This is a genomic window from Sphingopyxis sp. Soil_C_28 (assembly GCF_057657055.1).
On sequence record NZ_JBDGJE010000001.1, the window covers coordinates 874,618 to 893,575 of the forward strand.

Here is an 18,958-nt window from a genome sequence, read left to right on the forward strand (position 1 = left end):
CGATCTAGTTCTGTCCGAAAAACAGCACGTCAGAGCACATATTTGCTGAGGTCGGTATCGCCCACGATCTCCGAAAGCTGGCGCTCGACATAGTCTGCGTCGATCGCCAATGTGGTTCCTGACATATCCTCGGCACCAAAACTGACCTCTTCGACCAGCCGCTCCATGATCGTCTGCAGACGGCGCGCACCGATATTCTCGACGCGTTCGTTCACCTCGGCAGCCAGTTTGGCGACACGCGCGATCGCATCATCGGTGAAGGTGATGGTCACGCCTTCGGTGCCAAGAAGCGCGACATATTGCTCGGGCAGTCCCGCTTTGGTCTCACTAAGGATGCGCACGAAGTCGGCTTCGGTGAGCGCGCTGAGTTCTACGCGGATCGGCAGGCGGCCCTGAAGCTCGGGGAGCAGGTCACTCGGCTTGGCGACATGGAAAGCGCCCGATGCGATGAACAGAATATGGTCGGTTTTCATCGGCCCATATTTGGTCGCGACCGTCGTGCCCTCGATCAGCGGCAGCAGGTCGCGCTGCACGCCTTCGCGGCTGACCGATCCGCCGCGCACATCGCTGACCGCGATCTTGTCGATCTCGTCGAGGAAAACGATCCCGTTCGCTTCGGCATCGGCGAGCGCAATGCGCGCGACATCATCCTGATCGAGGCGCTTGTCCTGCTCTTCCTCGATCAATCGCGTCGCGGCCTCGATAACCTTTAGTTTACGGCGCTTCTTGGGTGCTCCGCCCATCGCCTTGCCGAGCATATCCGACAGATTGATCATGCTCATCTGGCCCGGCTGGCCCGGCAGTTCGAATGGCGTGCTCGGCGCGTCGGCGACTTCGATCTCGACCTCGCTGTCGTCGAGATGGCCTTCGCGGATGCGCTGGCGAAAGCTCTGGCGCGTCGCCTCGCTTGCGCCTTTTCCGGTCAGCGCGTCGAGCAGCCGTTCCATCGCCGCCTCCTCGGCGGCGGCGCGAACGGCCTCGCGGCGGCGGTCCTTCTCGAGCCGCACCGCTTCCTCGACCAGGTCGCGCGCGATCTGTTCGACGTCACGGCCGACATAGCCGACCTCGGTAAATTTGGTCGCTTCGACCTTGATGAAGGGCGCATCGGCAAGCTTGGCCAAACGGCGCGAAATCTCGGTCTTGCCGCAGCCGGTGGGGCCGATCATCAGAATATTCTTGGGGCTGACCTCGTCACGGAGATCGGGTGACAGCTGCTGACGGCGCCAGCGGTTGCGCAGCGCCACGGCGACCGCGCGCTTGGCGGCGTCCTGGCCGATGATGTGCGTGTCCAACGCGGCAACGATTGCCCTGGGAGTGAGATCTTTGTTCATTTTTTACGCCTGGATTTCGATGGTTTCTTGGGTGAACTGGTCGTTGGTGTAGACGCAGATATCGGCGGCAACCTCCATCGCCTTGCGCACCAGCACCTCGGGGTCTTTTTCATAGTCGACGAGCGCGCGCGCGGCCGACAGCGCATAATTGCCGCCCGATCCGATCGCGGCGATTCCGCCCTGCGGTTCCAGCACGTCGCCGTTGCCGGTGATGACCAAAGTCACCTCCTTGTCGGCGACGATCATCATCGCCTCAAGGTTGCGCAGATATTTATCGGTGCGCCAGTCCTTCGCAAGTTCGACCGCAGCGCGAAGCAGCTGGCCATTGTGACGTTCGAGCTTGGCTTCGAGGCGTTCGAACAGTGTGAAGGCGTCGGCGGTCGCGCCGGCGAAGCCGCCGATGACGCTGCCGTCGTGGAGTCGGCGCACCTTGCGGGCGTTGGGCTTCATCACCGTCTGGCCCATCGATACCTGACCGTCGCCGATGATGACGACCTTGCCGGGGCTGCGGGCGGAAAGGATGGTGGTTCCGTGCCAGGGCGCGGCACTTTGCGCATGAGGATTGGTCATGCGGCCGGATATGGGAGATGGCGGGCGGGGCCGCAAGGGGAGGGTATTGGCGCGATCAGGCCCAAGCCAGAAGTGCCCGGGCGCCTTCGTCGATCTCGATAGCCTCCGGATCGGTGAAGAGCACAGCCTCACCGAACGCGACAGGCTCACCAGCGACGCGGCAGCCTGCCGATAGCGGCACGAAAGTGAATTCGCCCGCCGCTCGTTCGAGAAGCGCGACGTCGATCGGCGCGGCAAGGTGCGCGAGATAAAAATGCGGTCCGCTGACCAGCATGATGTTGGCGTGGGGGGCCACGACGGTGTCGCGCAAATCGTGCACCGGGCCGGGCGTCGCGACCTTCAGTCCTTCGTCCAGTTGCAGTTCGCGCGGGCGGCCATAGTCATAGAGGCGATAGGTGCAGTCGACATTCTGCTGCACCTCGACGATGGTCAGCCCGCCGCCGATCGAATGGATCGTGCCCGCGCGGTTGTAAACGAAGTCGTTCTCCTTCGACGGCCGCCAGTCGACCATGTCGACGATCGTGCCGTCGATCGCCGCATTATGGAGCGCTTCGCGTGTAGACGCGGCGGTCAGGCCGACGCCGAGTTCGGCATCAGGCTGGGCGTCGAGGATCAGCCAGCATTCTTCCTTGCCCCGGGGGAAACCCGCAGCCCTTGCCGCCGCATCGTCAGGGTGAACCTGGATCGACAGGCGTTCGGACGTGAAGAGGAATTTGACCATGATCGGGGCGTCGTCGCCGGCGGGATTGGCAAACCAGATTTCACCGATCCGACGCCCGCCGAAATCGCCGAACTCTCTGGGGACGTCAGTGCGACCCCAGGGTTTTTCGACAATGATGGTTTCGAGGCGGGTCAGCATTGGTTCGAGCATGTGGAGTGCCACTTGGGGCGTCAAGCGACCTGCATCAGGCGGCCCTGTGCAGACGATTGCCGTTGCCGCCGTTTGGCTGGTCGAGCCACAGCCCGCGGGTGTCATAGACGATCTTGTCGCCGCGTTCCTCGATCGGGATCGACTTGAACAGGTCATGGTCGACGAGGACGATGAGCAGATCGCACCCGGCGAGTGCGCTGTCGAGATCGATCAGTTCGGCGCCGGTCCCGGCGAATTCCATCGGCAGCCCGCGTGCATAGGGTTCGACGATTTCGATCTGCTTGCCAAACCGGCGCGCGAGCGCGGCGGCGATCTCGACCGCCGGGCTTTCGCGAAAATCGTCGATATTGGGTTTGAAGGCGAGGCCAAGGCAGGCGACGCGCGCCTCCGGATGCTGCGACACCAGCATCTCGGCGGCGCCGATGACATGCGCGGTCTTGGCGAGATTGACCTCGCGCGCGGTGCGGATCAGGCGGCTGTGGTCGGGGGCGCCATGGACGAGAAACCAAGGATCGACCGCGATGCAGTGGCCGCCGACGCCGGGGCCCGGCTGCAGGATGTTGACGCGGGGATGGCGGTTCGCGAGGCGGATCACCTCCCACACATCGACGCCCATCTGCTCGGCCATCATCGACAGTTCGTTGGCAAAGGCGATGTTGACGTCGCGATAGCTGTTTTCGACCAGCTTCACCATTTCGGCGGCGCGCGCCGAGGTGGTGACACACGCCCCGCGCACAAACTGGCGATAGAAGGTCATGGCGCGACGTGCGCAACGGGGGGTGATGCCGCCGATGCAGCGGTCGTTGTCGACGAGCTCGATCAGGATGCGTCCGGGAAGCACGCGTTCGGGGCAGTAAGCGACAAAGATGTCCGCCGCGCCCACACAGGCTCCGGGCACCTTGAGATCGGGGCGCAGTTCGGCGAGTAGCGCGGCGACCTTTTCGGTCGTGCCGACGGGCGACGTCGATTCGAGGATGACGAGATTGCCGGCTTCGAGTTTCACGGCAATCGCCCGCGCGGCGGAGAGGACATGGCTGATGTCGGGACGGTGCTCATCGTCATGCGGTGTCGGTACCGCGATGACGAAAATGTCGGCTGGCGCGACCTCGGTCGAGGCGACAAGCGAACCGCGCGAAACGACGCCTTGGACCAGGCCGTCGAGATCGACTTCTTCGATATGCACTTTACCGCTGTTCACGGTATCGACGACCGACTGGCTGACGTCGACGCCCGTCACCCTGCAGCCCGAGCGCGCGATCAGCGCTGCGGTGGGAAGGCCGATATAACCGAGCCCGAGGACCGTGACTTTCTGTTCCGAATCAATGGGCACGCGCAACAATCTCCGCAATTTGTCTGGCCGCCGTGCCGTCTCCGAACGGATTATGGGCGCGGGCCATGGCCGAATAGGCGTCTTTGTCGTCCAAAAGCTTGAAAATTTCGGAAACAATACGCGCTTTGTCGGTTCCGACAAGCCGCGCGGTGCCCGCGGCGATCCCTTCGGGACGCTCGGTGGTCTCGCGCATCACCAGCACGGGTTTGCCCAGCGAAGGCGCCTCTTCCTGAACGCCGCCGCTGTCGGTCAGCACCAAATCCGATATCGCCAGCAGGCGAACGAAATGCGGATAATCGAGCGGATCGATCAGTGCGACATTGGGCAAGTCGCCCAATATGGGCTCCATCGCCTGGCGAACATGCGGATTGGGATGGACCGGAAAGATGATCGCGACATCGTCGCGTACCGCGATCGCCGCGATCGCTTCGGCGATCGCCTGCATGCCGTCGCCGAAATTCTCGCGACGGTGCGAAGTGACTGCGATGATGCGTTTGCCGATGAAGCGGGCAACGAGCGGGTCTAGTCCCGCGGCAAGCGACGGCTCTTCGTCGATCCGTGCTTTTGTCGCGAGCAGGGCATCCATCACCGTGTTGCCGGTGACATGGATGCGCTCGGCCGGTATATTTTCGGCGCGCAGGGCAGCTGCCGCGGTTTCGGTCGGTGCAAAATGCAGGTCGGCAACGGCGCCGGCGACCTTGCGATTCACTTCTTCGGGCCACGGATGGTAGATATCGCCGCTTCGCAGGCCCGCTTCGACATGACCCACCGGGATTTTGCGGAAATAGGCGGCCAATGTCGCCGCCATGGTGGTCAGCGTGTCGCCATGGACCAATATGCGGTCGGGCTTTTCGGCGTCGAGGGCCTCGCCGAGGCCGGTCACGAGCCGCGCCAGCAAGCTGTCGAGCGTCTGATTGCCCTGCATGACGTCCAGATCGATATCGGGCTGGATGTTTGCGATTTGAAGGACCTGGTCCAGCATTTCCCGATGCTGGGCGGTCACGCAAACGCGTGTGTTCAACGAACCATTGTCCCGAAGAGCATGAATGACGGGGAACATCTTGATCGCTTCGGGCCGGGTTCCAAACACGACCATGACCTTTGGGCGACCCGTATTTTCCATTTCGTCATAAGCCTTTAAAAATCGCTGGAATGGCGCTGTTCAGTAGGGAATCGAGGTTGAGGATCGATTAACCCCGCCGGCGGTCTGCGGTGCCGATGGTCAAAGACAAGCCGAGAATTGGCTGGACCGCAAGGACTAGCGACACGCCCGGTGATCGGTTAAACGGGCGTCGATTTCGAGGCGGCGCTACATTGTGCCGCCGCTCACCTATGCTGGTTCATTGCGTCATGTTTTCCTTCCTGTTTTCGAAAAAGAGCCGAGACGTCGTTTCGGTGCCCCCGCCGCGTTTGCCCGAAGGCCTTCGGATTTATGCCGTTGGCGACATTCACGGCCGTGACGATCTGTTCGCCGAGCTGATGGACAAGATCGAGGCCGACAAGACGGCCCGGCCGCACCCGAATTGCGGATTGATCCTGCTGGGCGATCTGATCGATCGTGGGCCATCGTCCGCGACGGTGATCGAAAGGGCGATCAGACTCCGGCGCGATTGGCCGGTCTTTCACTGGCTTGTCGGCAATCATGAAGAAGTCTTTATCAAGGCTCTGAGCGGCGACGTCGCCGCGCTCAAATTCTTTTGCCGGATCGGTGGTGAAGAAACGATCCTGAGCTATGGGATCGACCACGCGACCTATTCGCGCATGACCTATGAGGAATTGCTGGTCGTGCTGGAACAGGCGGTTCCGGCGGCCCACCGCGATTTTTTGGCGGCGGGTGAGGAAATGGTTTTGCTCGGCGATTATGGGTTCGTCCACGCCGGACTCCGGCCGGGCGTCGCGCTCGACAGCCAGAAGCCGTCGGACCTGCGGTGGATCAGGGAGCCGTTCCTTTCGGCCGACGGCGATTTCGGGCGATTCATCGTCCATGGCCACACGATCACCCAAACGGTGGACGAGCGCGCGAACCGCCTGGGTATCGATACCGGGGCTTATGCCAGCGGTGTATTGACCGCAGTCGCAATCGAAAATGACGAGCGGCGGTTTCTGACGACCTGACCGAAAAGTGCGACAGCGCAAAAAGACGGGCAAGGGATAGTAGCTTGTTCCCTATATGAGATGTCGTTAAAAAGCCGACGAAATAACTTGGATAGGTCGATGTTTGACTTGGTCATTCATCGCCCGGCTTCCGCGTCAACGGCGCGGCAAACATTGCGAGTGACGGATTTGGTAAATTTGAAGGCCAGTAACCAGGCGGACAGCCGTCTGGAAAAGATAAAGGCCTATGCGATAGGCGCTCTGTCCTGGCTGGCCGAGCGGCCGCGCAGCGAGAGGCGCGGCTTTGCCGTCGCGATGGACGCCGTTCTTTGCATTATTGCGGCGTGGATTGCGTTGTCGCTGCGTATCGGCAACTGGCAATTATGGGACCGGTCGATCGCGATCATCATCGGATGCGCGTTGGCGTTCTGGTTCCCGATCGCATGGGCCATGCGCATCTATTCGTCGCTGATCCGTTTCGCGGGGGGGCGAACGATGGCCGGCCTGGGCGTCGCCTGTGCCTATTTTGCGATCCCCATGTTTTTCATCCTCATGGCGGTCGGAATTCCGGGCGTACCGCGCACGATGGGACTCTTGCACCCGATTATCTTTCTGGCGCTGTTGACCCTTAGCCGACTGGTCATTCGCTTTGGCCTCAACGACATTCTGGGCATCGTAAAGGGTAGCGCCGAGCGCCGACGGGTTGCCGTCTATGGCGCGGGGCGGGCGGGGCAGCAACTTGCGCTCGCGATGCGTCACGAGCCCCATATGTGGCTCGTCGCCTTTTTCGACGATGACAGCAGGCTCCATGGGCAATTGCTCGATGGCATTCCGGTATATCATGCGCAGGACCTCGACGCGCAAATCGAGGATTTGCAGCTCGACGAGGTGTTATTGGCGATTCCGAGCGCCTCGCGGGCGCGCCGGCGCGAAATCGTCGAAGGCATATCGGGGCAGAATGTGCATGTCCGGGCGCTTCCCAGCGTCGGCAGCATCATCGACGGCGAAATTTCGGTCAGCGATCTTCGTGAGGTCGAGGTCGACGAACTGCTTGGCCGCGACCCCGTTGCACCCAACGCGCTGCTGCTCGGGCGCACGGTCGCTGGAAAGCGGGTTCTCGTGACCGGGGCTGGCGGGTCGATCGGAAGCGAATTGTGCCGTCAAATACTGAGTTGCCGGCCGCAGCAGCTGGTTCTGGTCGAGCAGTCGGAACTGGCGCTTTATCTTGTCGAGCGCGAACTCTCGCAGCTTCTGCGTTCGAGTGGGCTCGACACAGTGATCGTTCCCCAATTGTGCGACGTGGCGGACGCCGGATCGGCACACCGTATATTCTCTCGCTATCGCCCCGAAACCGTATTTCATGCGGCTGCATACAAGCATGTGCCGCTGGTCGAGATGAACCCCATCGCCGGACTTCGCAACAATGTGATGGGTACGCTGAATTGCTGCCTCGCCGCCGAAAAAGTTGGCGTGGCAAAGTTCATCCTGATCAGCACCGACAAGGCGGTTCGGCCAACCAATGTCATGGGGTCGTCGAAACGTATTTGCGAACTGATCCTTCAGGCACGCGCGCACGACCGGTCGAAAACAATCTTCACGATGGTGCGGTTCGGCAATGTTCTGGGGTCGAGTGGCTCGGTCGTGCCCTTGTTCAAGGAGCAGATCAGCCGGGGCGGGCCGATCACGCTGACCGACCGGCGGGTGACCCGTTATTTCATGACGATCCCGGAGGCATCGCAGCTCGTGATCCAGGCGGGCGCCATGGCAAAGGGCGGCGAAGTTTTCGTGCTCGATATGGGACAACCCATCCTGATCTATGATCTGGCGGTTGCGATGGTCCAGCTTTGCGGACTGACCGTGCGAACGGGCGACAACCCGTACGGCGATATCGAGATATCCGAAGTCGGGCTGCGCCCCGGTGAAAAGCTGTACGAAGAGCTGCTTATCGGTGACGACCCCAAGCCGACCAGTCACCAGCGCATCATCCAGTCGCACGAATCCATGCTGGAGTGGTCGCTCCTCGAACAGCGTCTTGCTGCCCTCGCGGCTGCGTTGGATGCGGGGGATAAGGAAAGCGTCTTGGCGATCATGGCGGAACTGGTGCCGGAGTATCGATCGATGACGCAGGAGAAGGCCGAGACCGCGACGGGTGCGGCTTGACCGGCGTTTGCGAAGGCCCCACGCTGTGGCTTCTTCTGGACGTTCCATTGAGATAATGCCAATGGCGCCCATCATCGATTCGTAAGCTTTATCGCGCCTTCCTCTTCGTCGGGATTATCCATTTATGACGTTTCTTACCGGTGCGGCTCGGCGAGGGGCGCCTCCCAAGAGGGCCTATTTGGCCATTGCGCTCCTGGTTGCGGCGTTCTTGCTCGGCGGAGGATCGCGCGCGGACATCGTCTCGCTACTGCTTCTCCGCCCGTTGTCGGCGGTCGCCCTCGTCTATGCATTGTGGAAATATGGCCCGTTGTTTTGGCAGGAGCGCTGGTTGCCGGGGCTCATTATCGCCATCGTGTTGCTGCCCGTCTTGCATCTTGTCCCGTTGCCGCCGGCCATCTGGTCGGAGCTTCCGGGACGCGGCGTCGTCGCCGATACGTTCCGGGCCACGGGGATGGCGCTTCCCTGGCAAGCGATTTCGATGACTCCCATCGCCACGCTCAATGCTCTTTTGTCGTTGATGCTCCCGGTCGCGATGTTGCTTCTGTGCTTCTCGCTCGACAAGGCGCAGCAGGCCGGTCTTCTGCGCGCCGTCCTGATCATCGGCATGGCCAGCGGGCTGCTCGGGCTGCTGCAGGCGATTGGTTCGCCGACCAGTCCACTCTATCTCTACCGGATTACCAACAATGGCATGGCCGTGGGCCTGTTCGCCAATCGCAACCATCAGGCGATCTTTCTGGCTTGCCTGCTGCCATTGCTCGCCGCGCACCTGTCGCTTATCAGTGCCCGTCAGGAGACGGTGATATTCCAGAAAACTGTGACGATCGCCGCGGCGGTATTCCTGATCCCGCTGATCCTCGTGACGGGCTCGCGCAACGGCCTGTTGTTGACGGGTTTGGCGATTCCGGCGGCGTTCTGGATTTACCGCGCGCCGCTTGCGGTCGGACGCCGCATCGAAATGTCGAGCGTCCGGAAGCTTTCGTTTTCCGCCTATATCACGATCGGGGCCGCGATGGTGGCATTGCTCGTGTTCGCAAGTTTGCGGGCGCCTGCATTTGATCGCCTGTTTACCGAAGATGTGTCGAGCGATCTGCGTTGGACGGCGTTTTCCACCCTGATGCATGCGGCCGGCGAACTGTTCCCCTTTGGCAGCGGGATGGGAAGCTTCGTCGAAATATATAAGGTTTACGAGCCGTATAACTTGCTCTCGCCGAACTATTTCAACCATGCGCACAATGACTATATGGAAATATGGGTGACCGGCGGCCTGCCGGCGGTCCTCATACTCCTGATTGCGGCCATCCTTCTGCTAAGCGCGGTTCGTCTTGCGATTAGGCCGGATCAACGGATGTCGTCCTCGCGCGACGATCTGATCCTGCTCCGGACGGGCGTTTCTGTTCTAACCCTGCTTGCTATCGCAAGTGTTGGTGAGTATCCCCTCCGCACGCCTTCTTTGGCAGTTTTTGCGGCCCTTGCGGTCGCGTGGATAGTCTCTGTCTATCGTCGCGTTTATGGGCAGAAAGTCCCGGCATGACGACGGTTTTTAGGCATTTAAAGGGTATGACATGACGTTTCTGACAAGAGCGATTGGCGTGACGGTCGCTGCTTTGTCGTTGGCCGCGTGCGGGAAGTCCATCCCCCTCGAGACCACCGAAGCCGTAGCTGTCGTTCACCAGGGCGAACTGCCCGCGCCCGTAGGGCTGGGATTGCTGACTTCGGACGGCTATCGCATCGGACCCTTCGATCGCATCATCGTCGACGTCTTCGGCTTTCCCGATCTGATGCGGCGCGAAATCCAGGTGGACGCCGCAGGCCGTTTCTCCATTCCGATGGCGGGCGAAATCCAGGCGCTGGGCCTGACGCCGGCCGAAGCGGCCGCGCAAGTGTCGCAGCGGTTGAAGGCGGGGCATGTCCGTGACCCGCAGGTGTCGGTGAACCTCGACGAGACGACCAGCCGGTTCGTCACGGTGGACGGACAGGTCACCCAGCCGGGCAACTATCCGGCGGTCACCGACATGACGCTGACGCGCGCGATTGCGGCCGCCAAGGGGGCGAATGAATTCGCCAAGCTCGACGACGTCGTCATTTTCCGGACCGTAGGCGATCAGCGGATGGCGGCGCTCTATAATTTGCGCGCGATCCGACGCGGCGTCTATGCCGACCCGAAGGTCTATCCTTTTGACACGATCGTTGTCGGAGATTCACCGGGCCGTCGCATCTTTCGTGATTTCCTGACCGCTGCACCGCTGTTGATATCGCCCCTGGTGGCGGTCCTCGACAACCGATAACCGTTCGCGGCACCGTCTATCTTCCTGTTAAGTGAGTATTTTGATGAATTCTGTGGCAGAACCTTCACTAGGGAATGTCGGTGTCGACGGCGACGATGCCGACGGGACGGGCAAGGCGCTTCCGATCATCTTCCATTACTGGAATATTGCTCGTCGGCGCCTCTGGCTGATCCTCGCGATACTCATTGCCGCGCTGGCGGCAGGGCTGGTGATGACGTTGCTCGCGCAGCCGCTGTATACGGCGACGACGCGGATCGAAATTGCGCGGCAGCAGGCGAATGTGACCAGTTTCGAGGGCGTGCAGGCTCGGGACATGGGGCAGAATCTCGAATTTTATTCGACGCAATATGATCTGCTCAAGGCGCGCTCGCTGGCCGAGCGCGTGGTGAAGGACCTGCGCCTGGCGCGCGACGCGGATTTCGTCAAAACCTTCGGGCTCGATCAGGACGAGGACGTCTTGCCGACCAACGCCGGTTTCGGACAATTGTCGAGCGCTCAGCTCAAGAAGCGCGAGGCGCGCGCCACTGACGTCCTGCTGGACGGCATCAGCATCTCACCGATCCGTGGTTCGGCACTGGTCGATATTCATTTTTCAAGCCCGAGCCCCGGCCTGTCGGCCCGCATCGCAAACAGCTGGGCCAATTCTTTTGTCCAGCAGAGCATGGACCGCAGGTTCGCCTCGACCTCCGACGCGCGTCGCTTCCTCGAAACGCGCCTCGAAGGGCTACGCGAACGTCTGCAGCAATCCGAACGCGCGCTGGTCGATTACGCCGAAAACCAGAAGATCGTCCGGCTTTCCGATTCGCAATCGGTCGATGGCAAGACGCGGACAACGCAAACTCTGGCGCGTGCGGATGTCGAAAGCGTCAACGCCGAACTGGCCAAGGCTGTCGCGGATCGCGTGGCCGCCGAGGCACGGATGTCCGCGTCGGGACGCAATCGCAGCAGCGCTGAAGGCCTCGCCAATCCGGCGCTGAACAATTTGCGCAGCCGTCGTGCGGAAGTCGCCGGCGAATATGCGAAAATTCTCGTCCAGTTCGAACCCGAATATCCCGCTGCGCGCGCGCTGAAAGATCAGCTGAACGCCATTGATGCGAGCATTGCCGGCGAAGAGCGGCGGGTCGGGGATGCCGTGTCGGCGACCTATCGTGCCGCGGTCGATCGCGAAGGCCAGTTGCGTTCGCGCTTGGATTCGATGCTGTCCTTGCTGTCGGGCCAGGATCGGGCGTCGATCCAGTACAATATTTATCAGCGCGAGGTGGATACCAACCGCCAGCTCTACGAAAGCCTGTTGCAACGCTACAAGGAAATTGGCGTTGCGGGCGTCGCGACAAACAATATTTCGATTGTCGATCCCGCGATTTCTCCCGAGAGTCCGTCGTCGCCCCGATTGATGCTCAATCTGGCGCTCGCCCTGCTGGCGGGTATGGGGTTGGCCGGCCTTGCCGTCGTGGTCCTGGAAAATCTGGACGAGGGCATTCGCGAACCCGCACAGTTGAGCGCCGCGCTTCAGCTTCCGATATTGGGCGTGATTCCGGACAGCGGCGACCTGACCAGCGTGGAGTTGATCAGCGATCCCAAATCCGAACTCTCCGAAGCCTATATGACGGTGCGAACCAATCTTGCGCTGACGACCGACCATGGCTTGCCGAGAACCTTGTCGCTAACGTCTTCGGCGCCGGCAGAGGGCAAATCGACGTCCAGCCTGGTGCTGGCGGCGACGATCGCCCGGGTCGGACGGTCGGTCATTCTGGTCGACGTCGATTTGCGCAAGCCGTCGGTATGGAATTACCTTGGACTGCGCAACGAGGGCGGGGTGAGCAACTACCTGACCGGGCAAACCGACTGGCAGACATGGGTCCAGAAGACCGAGCTGAAGAATCTGAGCTTCCTCGCCGCCGGACCGATTCCGCCGAGTGCCGCGGACTTGCTCAGCAACGATCGTTTGAAGCAGCTCGTCAGCGAACTGAGCGAGCATTATGACCATGTCATTCTGGACTCGCCGCCGTTGTTGGGCCTGTCGGATGCGCCTCTGATCGCACAGGTCGTCGAAGGCGTCATCTATGTCACTGAGGCGCAGCGGACGTCCGTTCGCGCCGCGCAGTTGTCGGTGGCCAGGCTGCGGCAGGGTAAGGCGCGTCTGTTCGGCGCCATCCTCACGAAATATCGCAGCGAACAGCATGGCTACGGCTACGGCTATGGCTATGGTTATGGCTACGGCCGCGATACCGAAACGGCCGGTGAGGAAACGCGGTGAGCCGTCGCGGGCGTTCTTCGCGCCTCAAGTTCAAGCTTCCGAGCATCGCCTTGACGGGAAAAGGGATTGTCGCAGCGGCGATTGCGCTGCTGTTGGCCATTCTGTCCTTTGCCGCCGCGGCGTCGAATATCGGCATTCCGATTTCGGCGTTTCGCTGGGCGGCGCCCTTTGGCTACCCCGAAATGAAGCAGATCGACAAGCATGATGCGGCGATTATGGCCAAGGCGCCCGGCGTCGCGGCGGCGAAGAAGCATGTCCAGACACGGCGTGCCTTGCTGACGGCGGCGCCCTTGTCGTCGGCGCTCGTTCGTTCGATCGGGCTTGGATTGAATGCGGCGGGGGACAAACAAGGGGCGGACAGGGCGATGGTCGCCGCGGGACGGCTCTCGCGCCGCGACGGCCTTACGCAAACCTGGCTGGCCAATTCAGCGCTTGGCAAATCGCAGGCGACGGCCGGGCTCAAGCATTTCGACATCTTCCTGCGGACGTATAAACCCTCTGAAACGGCTGTGGTCATCAATCAGCTGGTCGCGGTGTTGTCCTATCCGGATGCGCGCAAGGAACTGGTTCGTTATGTCGATCCCGCCAATCCTTGGTACGCACGGTTCATGGGTGCGGCTGTCGCACGGGCGCCCGCCTCGGCGCATGTCGCGGAATTGCTGCTTGGCGCCAAAAAGATACCCGATGGTGAGTTCCTCCGCGGGCATTATTCGCTGTTGTTCGAACGGCTCATTCGCGAAAAAGCCTATACGCAGGCGATGGCCCTCTACCCGCGCCTTCCCGGCGCAAAGGCGGGGGTTTTGCGCACGGTGGCCGTCACGCCAGAGACGCTTTCGGTCGGATATAGTCCGGCGATTTGGTCTTTCGCCGATGAATCCGATCAGGGGGGCTCCGCGCTTGAAACCAGGTATGGCGGCGCTCTGGAATTTTATGCCACACCCGATACGATCGGTGTAGCGGGACAGAAGCTGATCGAGTTTGCAAATCCCGGGGCATCGCACACGCTTTATTGGTCGATTGCCGAGCGCAACGTCAACGGCGGTTCGAGCGCGTACTGGAAGCTGCGGTGTCTGACGTCGAAGCCTGAAACGACCGTGCAGACCGTCAATCTGCTGGCGGCTAAAACGGGGACGCTGATGCGCATGGCGGTGCCCGCGGGATGCCGTCTTGCGATGCTGGAAATGCATATGACGGGCGGCATCGGGCGTGATCCTGCCCGCATCGTCGTCGATCGCCTTGCTTTGGATGGCGCTGCCCCCGCGACAGCGAAAGCGCGCCCGGCCGAATAATGAAACGCGTGATCGACTTCTCCGCTGCGGTCGGCGCGCTGCTGCTGCTTTCGCCGGTGCTGGTCATCGTTGCACTTCTCGTTCGAACGAAGCTGGGATCGCCGGTCCTGTTCCGCCAGCTTCGGCCGGGCTTGCACGGTCAGGCTTTTGCGATGCTGAAATTTCGCAGCATGACCGACGCGCGCGACGCCAGCGGGGCGCTGCTGCCCGATGCCGAGCGTCTGACATCGTTCGGGAAATTTCTCCGCAGTTCGAGTTTGGACGAACTGCCAGGGCTCTGGAACATCGTGCGGGGCGACATGAGTCTGGTCGGGCCGCGACCGCTTCTCATGGACTATTTGCCGCTCTACAGCACCGAACAGGCGCGGCGACACGATGTTCGGCCGGGGCTGACCGGATGGGCGCAGATCAACGGTCGCAACGCGCTGCAATGGGAACAGAAGTTCGCGCTCGATTGCTGGTATGTCGACAATCAGTCGCTGTGGCTGGATATCAAAATCCTGATGCTCACCATACTCAAGGTTTTGCACCGCGCGGATATTTCGGCCGACGGCGAAGCGACAATGCCGCGTTTTACCGGCACGCCGTCGTCAGCCGACTAAGGCAGGAAAGCCTTTTATCGCTTCTGCGCGACCGCCGTCAGGCACTGTTCCAGCTGACGGGCGAGGGTGTCGCGGCTGAAGCGATCGGCGGCGAGGCTTTTCGCGCGCACGGCAGCGCCCTCAAGCCAAGGGGTGTCGCGTGCATATTTTTGCAGGCACGTGGCCGCTTCGTCAGGGTTTTCACTGCTCATTGCGCAGCCGACGTCATGCTCGACCGCGATCTGGCATTGCCAGCCTTCGTGATTGGAGATGACGGGTTTTCCGGCAGACAAGGCGTCGAAAAACTTGTTCTGCACCGCGTCTTTCCAAAGAATACGCGGTCCCGAGAACATCGCGAGGCAGATCGACGCGCGTTGAATCCATCCGGCGAGCACCCTCTTCGGGACCGCGGGGACGAGTTTCAGGTTGCGGTCGAGGACGCCCAGCTTCGCGGCATGGTCGGCAATCGCGTCGCGATCGGCGCCCGCCCCGATAATGACGAACCGAATGTCGGGATCGCGCGCCAGCATCGCCGCCGCCACATCCGCGAGATAGCCGACATTATTCGCTTTGCCCAACGTGCCCGCGAACAGGATCAGCGGATGATCGCCAAGCCAGTCCGAATATTCGGCGAGTGCGTCGGCGCCTTCGGGCGACACCGTCCCGAAAATATCATTGTCGCAGCCATTGGGTATCACCTCGATGCGTTCGGGGGGATAGCCAGTCCGGGCGACCTCCTCGGCCATGCCGGGGGCCAGTGCAACGACGCGCGTGGCGCGATGATAGGCAATATGCTCCAGCCGATAGGCCAGCCATCGCAAAACCGGATTGTTCAGCGCGCCGAGTGCGATCGGAACAGCGGGCCAGACATCGCGAACTTCAAACACATAAGGCTTTTTAAGGCGCCACGACGCGAAGATCGCCGGGATTGCTATCGTAAGCGGCGTGCTCGTCGCGAAAATGACATCGGCATCTCGGAACGACGCCGCGCGACGCGACGCTGCAATGGCAAAGCCGACAAACGCTTTCATCCGGCCAAGCCAGCCCATGCTGTTGTCGTACGGCTGTCGGGCCCAATGCACCCGGATTCCGGCTTCATCGGTCTCGCGCCAGGCGGGGCCATCGCCCTTCGCCTGCTGATCGGTGGTGATCATGTCGACGCGATGCCCGGCCGCAACCAGTCGCCGCGCCATTTCATACGAGCGGGTACCGCCCGGCTGATCCGGCGTGACGAAATACTGGTGCAGATAGACTATGTGCATCGGTTCCACGCTGTCAGGGCTGGAACGAGCGAACCGCGGCGATAACCTGATCGACGTCGGCCTCGCTCAGATGCTCCCCCATCGGCAGGCTAAGCAGGGTCGGCGCAAGGTCGGAAGCCAGTGTCGGCGTGCTGTCGTCGCGAAGATAGGCATAGGCGGCGAGGTCGGGGAGGGCGATCGGGTAATGGACGCCCGAATCCACGCCTTGCTCTTTCAGCCAGGTCTGCAACGCGTCGCGATGCGTGGTGCGGATGACGAACAGGTGAAAGGCATGACGGACATTTTGCTTGATGGTCGGCAGGCTTAGCCATTCGAGCCCCTGCAAGCCCGCGAGATAGCGCTGCGCGACGCTGTTGCGGCGATCGATCCATCCGTCGAGATGCGGCAGCTTGGCGCGCAGGATCGCGGCCTGCAGACCATCGAGGCGGCTGTTCCGGCCTTCGAACTGGTGATCATATTTGTCGATGCGGCCGTGGTTGGCGATCATCCGCGCTTTGCGCGCCAGGTCGGCGTCGTTGGTCAGGATCGCGCCGCCATCGCCATAGGCACCCAGATTCTTGCCCGGATAGAAGCTGAAGGCACTGATATGACCGATAGCGCCGATGCGGCGCCCGTCGATTTCCGCGCCATGTGCCTGCGCGCAATCCTCGATGATCTTCAGCCCGTGCCGTTCGGCCAGATCCATCAGGCCGGTCATGTCGCAGGGATGGCCATAAAGATGAACGGCAATGATCGCCCTTGTCTTTGGGGTGATCCGGCGTTCGATATCGGCCATGTCGAGCGTGTAGCTGACCGCGTCGGCCTCGCAAAAGACGACGCGGTGGCCCGAGCGGGTGACGGCTTCGGAACTGGCGATGAAGCTGTTGGCAGGGACCAGTATTTCGGATCCGGCCGGCAGGTCCAGCGCTTCGATCGCGATTTCGATCGCGTCGGTGCCATTGGCGACGCCGATGCAATGTTCGGCCTGCTGAAAGGCCGCGAATTCGCTTTCGAACGCCTTCAGGTCGGGACCGCCGATAAACGCCGACGTTGTAATGACACGGCTGATCGCTGCGTCGATATCATCCTTGATCGAATGATATTGGCCGACCAGGTCAAGAAATTTCACCACCTTATAAATTCCTCATCTTCCGGGCTGGGTTGCCCGCATAAATTCCAGGTTCGACGATGTCGCGCGTCACGACCGACCCCGCGCCGATCACGACATTGTCGCAGATCGCTACCGGCAGGATCGTCGCGTTCGAACCGATCGACACCTTGTTGCCGATCCGGGTCGATTTCCACAGGTCGCGATTGCCCATCGCCGGACCGCCCGTGCCGAACAGGTCGTTGATAAACATCACGCCGTGCGCAACCACGCAATCGTCACCGATCGTCACCAGTTCGCAAATGAAACTGTGCGACTGGATCTTGCAGCGCTTGCCGATCGTGACATCCTTCTGGATCTCGACGAACGGGCCGATGAAGGAATGATCGCCGATCGCGCAGCCATAGAGGTTGGCGGGCGCAACGACTTTCACGCCTTCGCCGAAACTTACGTCTTTGATGCCGCTTTGCAGCAGGATCGGATCAGCCATCCTTGCGGCCCAGTTTGGCGTTGCGTGGGTTGAAGCGCAGATCGACCGTCCGGCCGGTTTCGATCGATTCATAGATCGCCGAAATCAGCTCGAGGCTGCGGCGGCCGGTCAGGCCGTCGACCAGCTGCGGGCCGCCGTTGCTGATCACATCGACGACATGTTCGTAATAGGCCTGATGGCCAAAGCCGTAAACGTTGGGCGGATTGACCGAATAATTCTGCACGACGGCATCGTCGTCCGGTTCGGCATCGACGAAGTTCCAGGTTTCCAGCTTGTTGACCGCAAAGCCGCCGATCACGACGGTTCCACCTTCGCCCAGGATCGAGATCGAGCCTTCCAGATCCTTCGGACGCGTTCCGCCCGTTGCTTCGATGATGCCCAGCGCGCCATTGGCGAACTGCAGCGTGACCGCGGCGGTGTCTTCCGCCTCGATGTCGACCAGACGCGTTGCGCTCATGGCGGAAACGCGGACGACGTCGCCCATCATCCATTCGAGCAGGTCGACGTGATGGCTGGCCTGATTGGTCAGCACGCCGCCGTCCTGCGCCCAGGTGCCGCGCCAGCTGTCCTGATCATAATAGGCTTGCGGGCGGCACCAACGGACACGCACCGTTCCCATCACCAGCTTGCCGAAGCGTCCGGTTTCAAGCGCCTCGCGCAGCTTGACGACGGGCACGTTGAAACGGTTCTGCTTGACCACGAACAGGCGCACGCCTGCCTTGTCGCAGGCATCGATCATCGCGTCGGCATCCGACAGGGTCAGCGCCATCGGCTTTTCGACGACGATGTGCGCGCCATATTGCGAAAGCGCGATCGTGTCGCGGGCGTGGTTGCCGCTCTCGGTCAAAATGGTGGCGACCGCAGGTTTGATTTCCTGCATCATCTTGTGCATGTCGGTATACCAGGGGACGCCGAACTGCTCGCCGATCTTTTCGGCCTTTTCGGGAACGACATCGCATACCGCCGCGAGCTTCGCACCCGGGATCACGCCGTTGCCCAGCAGCTCGCTATGCCGCTTGGCAATCCGGCCGCAGCCAACGATACAAAAATCCAGCATTGATTTCCTTCCTGATCAGCCGTGAAGCGCGGCTGGCGCTACGGCCAAGAGCAATTTGGGGAATGTTCCGATACGAAGGATGGCCTGTCCCAATTTTATCGGCGCCGTATCGGGAGGTCCTTGCAGCAACCGGACCGCGGCATATGATTCGGCAGGCATTTTCCAAAGACCCTGGACAGGCAGATGATCGCCGCCCGCATAAAGCCCCTTGAGATTAAATCAATAGGTTGTAGAGGCCCGGACGGGCTGGAACGAGGGCAATCCAGGCTGTTGTGCTCGGCGTCGTCACGGGCA

Annotated in this window: 16 protein-coding genes; 7 read left to right on the forward strand and 9 right to left on the reverse strand. The window is 61.4% G+C overall.

The genetic code is table 11. The annotated features are described in order from the left end of the window. Positions 1 to 29: 29 nt before the first annotated feature. The 5 genes from hslU to wecB are packed head-to-tail and all read right to left on the reverse strand — an operon-like array spanning position 30 to position 5,225. Positions 30 to 1,331 carry an ATP-dependent protease ATPase subunit HslU gene (hslU, locus tag AC3A43_RS04060; protein WP_487791247.1) on the reverse strand — a complete coding sequence of 434 codons (1,302 nt, stop codon included), beginning with the start codon at positions 1,329 to 1,331 and terminating at the stop codon, positions 30 to 32. 3 nt (positions 1,332 to 1,334) lie between these two features. Next, positions 1,335 to 1,901, reverse strand: a complete 567-nt coding sequence (gene hslV / locus AC3A43_RS04065; protein ID WP_487791248.1) for an ATP-dependent protease subunit HslV — start codon at positions 1,899 to 1,901, stop codon at positions 1,335 to 1,337. Positions 1,902 to 1,956: 55 nt separating this feature from the next. Next, complete coding sequence (locus AC3A43_RS04070; RefSeq protein WP_487791249.1) at positions 1,957 to 2,772, reverse strand: class I mannose-6-phosphate isomerase; 816 nt, start codon at positions 2,770 to 2,772, stop codon at positions 1,957 to 1,959. Between the two features lie 34 nt (positions 2,773 to 2,806). Further along, positions 2,807 to 4,102: a UDP-N-acetyl-D-mannosamine dehydrogenase gene (gene wecC / locus AC3A43_RS04075; protein WP_487791250.1), complete on the reverse strand. Its 1,296-nt coding sequence runs from the start codon at positions 4,100 to 4,102 to the stop codon at positions 2,807 to 2,809. Further along, positions 4,092 to 5,225: a non-hydrolyzing UDP-N-acetylglucosamine 2-epimerase gene (gene wecB / locus AC3A43_RS04080; protein WP_487791251.1), complete on the reverse strand. Its 1,134-nt coding sequence runs from the start codon at positions 5,223 to 5,225 to the stop codon at positions 4,092 to 4,094. Before wecB ends, wecC begins: the two co-directional genes overlap by 11 nt. A gap of 227 nt (positions 5,226 to 5,452) precedes the next feature. Between wecB and AC3A43_RS04085 the strand changes: the two genes are divergently transcribed. The 7 genes from AC3A43_RS04085 to AC3A43_RS04115 all read left to right on the forward strand — a co-directional run bounded on the left by AC3A43_RS04085 (position 5,453) and on the right by AC3A43_RS04115 (position 14,789). Continuing rightward, positions 5,453 to 6,217, forward strand: a complete 765-nt coding sequence (locus AC3A43_RS04085) for a metallophosphoesterase (protein ID WP_487791252.1) — start codon at positions 5,453 to 5,455, stop codon at positions 6,215 to 6,217. A gap of 177 nt (positions 6,218 to 6,394) precedes the next feature. After that, entirely contained in the window at positions 6,395 to 8,356 is a 1,962-nt protein-coding gene (locus AC3A43_RS04090) for a polysaccharide biosynthesis protein (protein WP_487791253.1), read from the forward strand. A 178-nt stretch (positions 8,357 to 8,534) separates the two neighbouring features. Then, positions 8,535 to 9,887: an O-antigen ligase family protein gene (locus AC3A43_RS04095; protein WP_487791254.1), complete on the forward strand. Its 1,353-nt coding sequence runs from the start codon at positions 8,535 to 8,537 to the stop codon at positions 9,885 to 9,887. A gap of 31 nt (positions 9,888 to 9,918) precedes the next feature. After that, complete coding sequence (locus AC3A43_RS04100) at positions 9,919 to 10,641, forward strand: polysaccharide biosynthesis/export family protein (RefSeq protein ID WP_487791255.1); 723 nt, start codon at positions 9,919 to 9,921, stop codon at positions 10,639 to 10,641. A 43-nt stretch (positions 10,642 to 10,684) separates the two neighbouring features. Continuing rightward, positions 10,685 to 12,898, forward strand: coding sequence for a GumC family protein (locus AC3A43_RS04105; RefSeq protein WP_487791256.1), 2,214 nt, complete (start codon positions 10,685 to 10,687; stop codon positions 12,896 to 12,898). A gap of 92 nt (positions 12,899 to 12,990) precedes the next feature. Next, entirely contained in the window at positions 12,991 to 14,187 is a 1,197-nt protein-coding gene (locus AC3A43_RS04110; RefSeq protein WP_487791257.1) for a hypothetical protein, read from the forward strand. Beyond that, positions 14,187 to 14,789, forward strand: coding sequence for a sugar transferase (locus AC3A43_RS04115; RefSeq protein WP_487791258.1), 603 nt, complete (start codon positions 14,187 to 14,189; stop codon positions 14,787 to 14,789). The genes AC3A43_RS04110 and AC3A43_RS04115 overlap by 1 nt, the downstream gene beginning before the upstream one ends. Positions 14,790 to 14,803: 14 nt before the next feature. Here AC3A43_RS04115 and AC3A43_RS04120 read toward each other — a convergent pair whose 3' ends face one another. Genes AC3A43_RS04120 through AC3A43_RS04135 form a run of 4 tightly spaced genes read right to left on the reverse strand, consistent with a single transcriptional unit; the run spans position 14,804 to position 18,664 of the window. After that, complete coding sequence (locus AC3A43_RS04120; RefSeq protein ID WP_487791259.1) at positions 14,804 to 16,030, reverse strand: glycosyltransferase family 4 protein; 1,227 nt, start codon at positions 16,028 to 16,030, stop codon at positions 14,804 to 14,806. Between the two features lie 13 nt (positions 16,031 to 16,043). After that, entirely contained in the window at positions 16,044 to 17,141 is a 1,098-nt protein-coding gene (locus AC3A43_RS04125; RefSeq protein ID WP_487791260.1) for a DegT/DnrJ/EryC1/StrS family aminotransferase, read from the reverse strand. 1 nt (position 17,142) lies between these two features. Further along, on the reverse strand, positions 17,143 to 17,607 hold the full coding sequence (locus AC3A43_RS04130; protein WP_487791261.1) for an acyltransferase: 465 nt from the start codon (positions 17,605 to 17,607) through the stop codon (positions 17,143 to 17,145). Further along, positions 17,600 to 18,664, reverse strand: a complete 1,065-nt coding sequence (locus AC3A43_RS04135) for a Gfo/Idh/MocA family protein (protein ID WP_487791262.1) — start codon at positions 18,662 to 18,664, stop codon at positions 17,600 to 17,602. The genes AC3A43_RS04130 and AC3A43_RS04135 overlap by 8 nt, the downstream gene beginning before the upstream one ends. Positions 18,665 to 18,958 lie beyond the last annotated feature (294 nt).

What these genes read in the sequence shown, in the direction of transcription:
- AC3A43_RS04130 (WP_487791261.1), bottom strand. Translation starts at nt 17,607, where the DNA reads ATGGCTGATCCGATCCTGCTGCAAAGCGGCATCAAAGACGTAAGTTTC.
- wecB (WP_487791251.1), bottom strand. Translation starts at nt 5,225, where the DNA reads ATGGAAAATACGGGTCGCCCAAAGGTCATGGTCGTGTTTGGAACCCGG.
- AC3A43_RS04100 (WP_487791255.1), top strand. Translation starts at nt 9,919, where the DNA reads ATGACGTTTCTGACAAGAGCGATTGGCGTGACGGTCGCTGCTTTGTCG.
- AC3A43_RS04120 (WP_487791259.1), bottom strand. Translation starts at nt 16,030, where the DNA reads ATGCACATAGTCTATCTGCACCAGTATTTCGTCACGCCGGATCAGCCG.
- AC3A43_RS04085 (WP_487791252.1), top strand. Translation starts at nt 5,453, where the DNA reads ATGTTTTCCTTCCTGTTTTCGAAAAAGAGCCGAGACGTCGTTTCGGTG.
- AC3A43_RS04135 (WP_487791262.1), bottom strand. Translation starts at nt 18,664, where the DNA reads ATGCTGGATTTTTGTATCGTTGGCTGCGGCCGGATTGCCAAGCGGCAT.
- AC3A43_RS04070 (WP_487791249.1), bottom strand. Translation starts at nt 2,772, where the DNA reads ATGCTCGAACCAATGCTGACCCGCCTCGAAACCATCATTGTCGAAAAA.
- hslV (WP_487791248.1), bottom strand. Translation starts at nt 1,901, where the DNA reads ATGACCAATCCTCATGCGCAAAGTGCCGCGCCCTGGCACGGAACCACC.
- AC3A43_RS04115 (WP_487791258.1), top strand. Translation starts at nt 14,187, where the DNA reads ATGAAACGCGTGATCGACTTCTCCGCTGCGGTCGGCGCGCTGCTGCTG.
- AC3A43_RS04105 (WP_487791256.1), top strand. Translation starts at nt 10,685, where the DNA reads ATGAATTCTGTGGCAGAACCTTCACTAGGGAATGTCGGTGTCGACGGC.
- hslU (WP_487791247.1), bottom strand. Translation starts at nt 1,331, where the DNA reads ATGAACAAAGATCTCACTCCCAGGGCAATCGTTGCCGCGTTGGACACG.